This window comes from Agromyces sp. P1_H4, assembly GCF_056405255.1.
Genome location: NZ_JBFUCL010000220.1, coordinates 1 through 6,358, shown reverse-complemented (window position 1 = coordinate 6,358; position 6,358 = coordinate 1). Strand labels below are relative to the sequence as shown.

General features: G+C 72.4%; 7 protein-coding genes and 1 pseudogene. 4 read left to right on the top strand and 4 right to left on the bottom strand.

Annotated features, from left to right (window positions below; all coding sequences use genetic code 11):
* Nucleotides 1-491 (top strand): nucleoside/nucleotide kinase family protein (locus AC1DY2_RS13255; RefSeq protein ID WP_476762854.1); only part of this gene is annotated, 491 nt, incomplete at its 5' end.
* Nucleotides 492-527: 36 nt separating this feature from the next.
* Here the strand turns inward: AC1DY2_RS13255 and AC1DY2_RS13250 are convergent.
* Entirely contained in the window at nucleotides 528-827 is a 300-nt protein-coding gene (locus AC1DY2_RS13250; protein WP_476762853.1) for a hypothetical protein, read from the bottom strand.
* Nucleotides 828-931: 104 nt separating this feature from the next.
* Between AC1DY2_RS13250 and AC1DY2_RS13245 the strand changes: the two genes are divergently transcribed.
* Nucleotides 932-1,204 (top strand): DUF4242 domain-containing protein, encoded by a 273-nt coding sequence (locus tag AC1DY2_RS13245; RefSeq protein ID WP_476762852.1) that lies wholly within the window; start codon nucleotides 932-934, stop codon nucleotides 1,202-1,204.
* Nucleotides 1,205-1,238: 34 nt separating this feature from the next.
* Here the strand turns inward: AC1DY2_RS13245 and AC1DY2_RS13240 are convergent, their stop codons facing one another.
* The gene (locus AC1DY2_RS13240; RefSeq protein WP_476762851.1) at nucleotides 1,239-4,145 is read right to left on the bottom strand and encodes an ATP-binding protein; all 2,907 of its coding nucleotides are present in this window, start codon (nucleotides 4,143-4,145) and stop codon (nucleotides 1,239-1,241) included.
* 165 nt (nucleotides 4,146-4,310) lie between these two features.
* On the opposite strand from AC1DY2_RS13240, the gene AC1DY2_RS13235 reads away from it, so the two are divergent.
* The gene (locus AC1DY2_RS13235; RefSeq protein WP_476762850.1) at nucleotides 4,311-4,583 is read left to right on the top strand and encodes a hypothetical protein; all 273 of its coding nucleotides are present in this window, start codon (nucleotides 4,311-4,313) and stop codon (nucleotides 4,581-4,583) included.
* Nucleotides 4,584-4,830: 247 nt separating this feature from the next.
* Nucleotides 4,831-5,460: a hemerythrin domain-containing protein gene (locus AC1DY2_RS13230; RefSeq protein WP_476762849.1), complete on the top strand. Its 630-nt coding sequence runs from the start codon at nucleotides 4,831-4,833 to the stop codon at nucleotides 5,458-5,460.
* Between the two features lie 23 nt (nucleotides 5,461-5,483).
* Here the strand turns inward: AC1DY2_RS13230 and AC1DY2_RS13225 are convergent, their stop codons facing one another.
* The gene (locus AC1DY2_RS13225) at nucleotides 5,484-5,915 is read right to left on the bottom strand and encodes a PNPOx family protein (protein WP_476762848.1); all 432 of its coding nucleotides are present in this window, start codon (nucleotides 5,913-5,915) and stop codon (nucleotides 5,484-5,486) included.
* 10 nt (nucleotides 5,916-5,925) lie between these two features.
* Nucleotides 5,926-6,358 (bottom strand): annotated as a pseudogene (locus AC1DY2_RS13220) (maltokinase N-terminal cap-like domain-containing protein); the annotation flags it as partial.

The window sequence follows — 6,358 nt, the reverse complement described above, 5'->3', positions numbered from 1 at the left end:
CGCCCGCCGCCGCGCCCGGCCTGGCCGTGGACCTGCCCATGGACGGCTTCCACCTCGCGAACGCGACGCTCGACCGCCTCGGGCTGCGGCACCGGAAGGGCGCCATCGAGACCTTCGACGGCTGGGGCTTCGTGGCGCTGCTCGAGCGCGTGCGACGCGAGGTCGACCGCAYGGTCTTCGCGCCCGCGTTCGAGCGGGACGTCGACGAGGCGGCGCGCATCGTGGTCGTCGAGGGCAACTACCTGCTCGGCGAGGCCGAGCCGTGGAGCCGGGTGCGGGCGCTGCTCGCCGAGGCCTGGTTCTGCGACGCCGACGACGACGAGCGGATGTCGCGGCTCGTGCACCGGCACACGGCGTTCGGCCGCTCACCCGAGGCGGCCCACGCCTGGGCGACCGACGTCGACGGCGCCAACGCGCGCGGCATCGAGCCCACCCGCAACCGGGCCGATTTGGTGGTGTCGGGCGTCACCTKGGAGTCGCTCGACCGCTGAGGCCACGGCGTCGGTGGCCGTGGTGGGGGTGCTGGCTCAGCCGGTGGTGTCGGCCGTCACCCGGCCCGACGCATCCACCGTGACGACCGTCGTGAGCTTCTTGCGATTGAGCGCGCGGTAGGCGACGTAGATGAGCCAGAGCCCGCCGGTCAGGATGATGAGGACCAGGTTCCAGAACCAGCCGATGCGCTTGTTCTTCGAGAGCACCGCCTGCCCGCCCGTGAACGTCTGCACGGTCCAGCCGCGCTGCACGTAGCGCGCGACCTCGGTGCTGAGGATCTGCGTGCGGGCCTCGTCCGACAGCGGCACCCGGCCGGCCGCGTTCACTTCCGTCATCCCCGTACCGTACTCCCGGCGATGCCGTCGCGACATCCCTCGGGACCGGTCCGCGCCGCGAGGAGTACCCTTGGGGGCAGCCGTGGGACCCGAAGGAGCCGCCCATGCCGTACTACATCATCGAGCGGAACTTCGCCGAAGAACTGCAGACCCCCGTCTCGGATGCACTGAACATCAACCTCATCAACGACGAGGAAGAGGTGCGCTGGCTGTACTCCTTCCTCTCGGTCGACCGGCGCAAGACGTACTGCCTGTACGAGGCGCCGTCCATCGAGGCGATCCGCGCCGCGGCGGTGCGGGCGGGGCTGCCGGCCGACGTGGTGACTGAGCTCACCGGCCGGGTGATGCCGAACGGCCTCCTGCAGACGATCAGCTGAATTCACGCCAGTCCGCGCTCGCGCGCGACGGTGCTCATGCCAGTCCGCGCTCGCGCGCATACATCGCAGCTTGGGTGCGGTTGGCGGCACCGATCTTCGTCAGGATGTTGCGCACGTGGTTCGCGGCCGTGTGCTCGCTGATCACGAGTGCACCGGCGATATCGCGGTTGCTCCGCCCCTCGGCGAGGAGCCCGATCACCTCACGCTCGCGTGCGGTCAGCGCGCCTTCGCCCGTGCTCGTGTCGGCCGCGGATGCCGCAAGGCCGACGTCGAGTTCGTGCAGCACCCGCGCCATCCCGGCCGGTTCGGCGAGGGCACGAGCTCGCGCCGCATGCGCGGCCGCCTCCGCGGAGCCCGGCTCGAGGCGGTCGAGGTGCGTCGCCATGGCGGCGAGCGTGCGAGCAACGTGGAGCGCGGCATCCGTTCGCTCCGCGAGGTCGAGCGCGGCGGCGAACCGATCGGGCGGGGAGCCGGTGCCGCAGAGCGACTCGACCTGCCCGAGGTAGCAGTCGGCCGGCCCGAAGGGGGCCACGAACAGGCCGGACATGAGGTTGAGGCCCGAATAGTCCGACAGCCATGGGTGCAGGCGCTGTGCGACGTCGGCGTCCTCGAGCCAGAGCGCGGCCTCCGTCATGAACGCCAGGCGCGCGGGCCAGTCGCTCGAGTCGGGCGAGATGTCGCCGATGTGCTCGAGCATCCAGTCGAGCGTGCGACGCGTCGGGTCGACGAGCCCGAGCTCGGTGTAGAGCGCCAGCAGCCCGGGCGCCCAGCGGTCCGCCGGCGACTCGTCGCCGCTGACGAAGGGACGTATCCGCTCGAGCCGGCGCGTCTCGCGGCGCACCATGTAGCTCTGCAGCGCCGACGCACTCGAGTCCGCGTCGGACCGGAAGGAGCCCTCGTCGTGCTGTATGCGTCGGCAGGCGCCCGCCGCATCGGTGAGCCGGCCGGCGATGATCGCCCGGGTGAACTGCAGGCAATCGACCCAGTAGTCCCAATGGCGGGTCCAACGGCGGCTCAGCTCGACGCAGTCCCGCTCCGCCTCGTCCAGGGCGGCGCGGTCGCCGACGAGGTAGGCGTTCGCCCCCAACTGCAGCGCGGCGGCACCGATCCACTCCGTGCCCGTGAGGTGCACCAGCGGAAGCAGCTCGCGCACCCGTTCGAGGCGGCGCTCGACGCCGGAGGGCCGGAGCGTCAGGGAGACGGTCGAACGCAGCACGGCGGTGAGCAGGTGCGGGTCCCGCAGGGCGCGCGCGAGTGCGACGGCGTGATCGCCGAGTCGCTCGGCCTCGTCGACGGCCCCGGTGAACGCAGTGGCCCGTGCCATCGACGCCAGCGCCTCGACGTAGAGCGGGTCGCGCTCGTCGGGCGGGATGGAGGCGAGCGCCTTCGACAGCATCTCGAGGGCTCGGCTGCCAGGGAGCCCCGGACGCCACGAGGCATCCTCGAACCCGATGGCCGCACGGACGCGCAGCCGCGGATCGCCCGATGCCCCGGTGGCGCGCTCGTAGAGTGAGCGCGCTCGGGGCGTGTCGGACGCCAGGTTCCAGCTCTCCGCCGCGCGGAAGAGGAGTTCGGCGCGTTCGTCGGCATCGGGCGTGATCTCCGCTGCGCGCTCGAACAGTCGCCCGGCGTCCTCGTATGCGACCCGATCCTCGGCGAGCTGGGCGGCGCGCACGAGGTAGGTGACCGCGCGGTCGCCGAATCCGAGCGCCCGCGCCGCGGCGTAGTGGTGGGCGAGTCGCTGGATGAGCCGGGGAGCCGCGGGGAAGTCGGCTTCGAGGACCTGGGCGATGCGGGCGTGGACGCGCAGGAGCTCGGTTCCCGGCATGAGGTCGACGACCGCCTGCCGCGCGATGGCGTGGGGGAACCGGTACCGGTCGCCCGCCTGCCGGGGCGCCTCCAGCAGTCCCGTCCGCGTCGCGGCATCCATCGCCTGCAGTGTGACGTCGACGGATGCCTCGCTGATGCCGAGTACCTCGCTGAGGTCGACCTCCTGCCCGAGCACTGCCGCGAGTTCCAGCACCGCTCGCTGCGCGCCGTCGAGCAGGGCCGCGCGGGCGCGCACCTGGTCTCCGACCGAGTCCGGCAACTCGATGACGCGTCGATCGCCGACTCGCTCCGCCTCGACCACCCGCCGCCACATCGCGCGGAGGAGGAACGGGTTGCCGCCCGTGAGCTCTGCCAGCACACCGGCCGACTCGCGGGCATCCGACGGTGACACCCCTGCGCGGACGACCACGTAGTGGGCGATCTCGTCGAGCGTGAACGGCGGAAGCTCGATCCGCTGCACGCCGAGGAGCCGCTCGAGCGCCGCGAGGGTCTCGGCCAACGCGTCGGAACGGTCGGGTGGTGCGGCGCGGAGGGTTCCGATGAGGAGCAGCCTCGATGCCGTCATCGATTCGACGATGCGACCGAGGAGCCGGATCGCCGCGGGGCCCGCCCAGTGCAGGTCCTCGAGCACGAGCACCATCGGACGCTTCCCCGTCGCAGCGCGCAGCACCTCGACCACCGCCTCGAACATTCGCTCCTGACCGAGGAACGGCGTCCCGGCCCCCGCGACCCCCGCCTCCGTGCGCTCGAGCATTCGCTCGAGCAGGTCGGCCGTCTCCACGTCGGCGGCGTCGGTGGCGCCGTCGAGGAACGCCGGCGCCAGCACGCGCAGCGGATCGCCGAAGGGCTCGAACGGGGCGCCGAGCTCCTGGATGCACGCGCCGACGAGCACGGCGGCGCCGTCGCGGTGGACGTCGGTGGCGACCTCGCTCACGAGGCGCGACTTGCCCGAGCCCGGCTCGCCGCTGAGGAAGACCGCGCGCCCCGCGCCGCCCACCGCGTCGGCCCACGCTGCGTGGAGCGCCTCGACCTCGTCGTGCCGGGCGATGAATGGCGGCTGACCGGACGTCGTCCATCCCGCCGGCAGCGCCGGGGCGGACCATTCCCGCATCTGCCCACCATATTCCCGGCGCCAGCCGGCGGCGATGGTCCGAATTGACTAGTCTCCCCGCCGCCGGAAGATGGGCAGCCCACGTCATGCGGCGCCTCCACCGCCTTCCTAGCGTGAAGCCCACGATGATCCTCCGGACCGTCGGATCATGAAGGGAATCAGATCATGGACGTTCGTGCGTTCCTCATCATCCCGGCGGCCGTGGTCGTGGCCGTGCTCGCCGGGTGCGGACAGACGGGTGCGGCATCCGGTGCCGGCGCGGGCTCCGGTGCCGCGCACGTGAAGGCCCCGTCGACGTGGGTCTGCAGCGCTCCCGCCTACATCAGGGAGCGGGCGCCCGAGGGCGCCTGCGACAGCGTGGACGGGAACGGCGCCGACGGCGACGGTGCCGACACCACGACGGTCGACGACGACGTCTCGCCCTCCACGGGGGAGTGACGCTGGTCACGATCCGTCTCCCCTCCGTTCGCCGCCCGCCGCTCATCGCGGTCGGCGGCGGTCGTGGTCACCCCCCATCCGTGGGCTTGCCGCTCGACCGGGCACGACGTAGTGTCACAAACGACTGCGCTCCCGGAACCCGATCGGAGTCACGATGCCCGCAACCGCACTCCCCTCCAGTGGTGAGAGTCGGCCTGAACCCCGACCGAGCGGCATCGCCGCGGCCAAGACCTGCGACGCGAGCGGCATGGCCGAGATCCATCGCATGTTCCGGGCGGGCTTCGGCGAGGCGCCGACGCTCGTCGCCGGGGTGGCCGACGGCGACGTGGTGCACGCCGAGGTGGTGAGCGACCACCTCCGCATGCTGTCGGTCGGGCTGCACGCGCACCACGAGGGCGAGGACGCCATGCTCTGGGATGCGCTCGGCGAGCGGGCTCCGTCGTGCAGCGTGCACGTGCAGCGCATGAAGGCCCAGCACGCCCAGCTGCTCGTGCACCTCACGGCCCTCGATGTGGCGCTGCCGGCGTGGCGGGCGAGCGCAACGACGACGGATGCCGCGGCTGTCCTCGCAGCGCTCGACGGCATCAATGCCGCGCTCGCCGAGCACCTCCCCGACGAGGAGTCGAACATCGTGCCCGTGATGGAGACGGTGATCACGCAGCAGGAGGTCGACGCCCTCGCGACCCACGGCCGCAAGGCGACGCCGAAGGGGCAGATGTTCCTGCAGTTGGGCGCGATCCTCGCCGCGCAGCCCGACGGAGGGGTCGCCTGGCAGAAGGCGCACCTGCCCGGTCCGGTCCGGGTCATCTGGCGCGTGGTGGGCCGCTCGAAGTACGAGGCGAACCGGGCAGAGCTGGTCGGCGACCGCCGGCCGTAGCGGAGGTGCCCTCGGCCAGGGGCTCAGGGCAGCGGCGGCGACGAGGCGAGCGGCGCCTCGTGCAGCATCCGGAACTCGTGCCGGCGCAGCAGCTTCAGCACCACGTTCGCCGGCGGTCCGAACGCCGTGAGGCCCGCGTCGGTCGTGCAGGGGGCGATGCCGTCGATCGCGTAGTCCCGTCCGTGCCAGACGACCGTGCACCGACCGTGGGCGGCCTCGACGTTGCGGTACCAGTTCACGCCCGTGCCGTAGGTGAGCTCCGCGACGAAGCCGTCGGGCACGCGGGCGAGGATCAGGGGCGTCTCGAACACCGCACCCGACTTGCGGCCGGTGTGCCGGACGAGTGAGAACGGCCCGAAGCCGGCGTGCGCCATCCGCAGCGTGAGCGGATTCAGGGTGTGCTTGATCGTCCAGAGCCATGCCCGCTTGATGGGGCCGCCGGTGCTCCGCGCCACGGTGGGCCCGTCACTCCGCCATCGACGAGCGCCGACCGGCGCTCGGGGCCACGGACGCCTGCAACGGCGCCGACTGGAGCAACTGCAGGATCGCGTTCAGCGGGATGGCCGCCCACGTCGGGCGGTTGCGGGTCTCGTAGATCGCTTCGTAGACGGCCTTGTCGAGCTCGAACGCTGCGAGCAGGTCGCGGTAGCGGCTGAGGTCGAGGCCGGATGCCGCGACGTAGCCGTCGAGGAAGGCCCGGCGTGCGGCATCCGCCCACCGTGCCGCCGTGGCGGCGCGCTCTGGCAGCGCCAGCGCGGTCGATCCCGCGACGTAGTCGAACGAGCGCAGCATTCCGGCGACGTCGCGCGCGGGAAGGTCGGGACGGCACCGCTCGCGCATCGGGCGCAGCGGCTCGCCCTCGAAATCGAGCAGCACCCACCCGCGACCGGGCACGCGC

Bases quoted from the DNA above. Each gene is read 5' to 3' on its own strand.
- AC1DY2_RS13250 (WP_476762853.1), bottom strand. From the start codon at position 827: ATGACGGAAGTGAACGCGGCCGGCCGGGTGCCGCTGTCGGACGAGGCC.
- AC1DY2_RS13245 (WP_476762852.1), top strand. From the start codon at position 932: ATGCCGTACTACATCATCGAGCGGAACTTCGCCGAAGAACTGCAGACC.
- AC1DY2_RS13240 (WP_476762851.1), bottom strand. From the start codon at position 4,145: ATGCGGGAATGGTCCGCCCCGGCGCTGCCGGCGGGATGGACGACGTCC.
- AC1DY2_RS13235 (WP_476762850.1), top strand. From the start codon at position 4,311: ATGGACGTTCGTGCGTTCCTCATCATCCCGGCGGCCGTGGTCGTGGCC.
- AC1DY2_RS13230 (WP_476762849.1), top strand. From the start codon at position 4,831: ATGGCCGAGATCCATCGCATGTTCCGGGCGGGCTTCGGCGAGGCGCCG.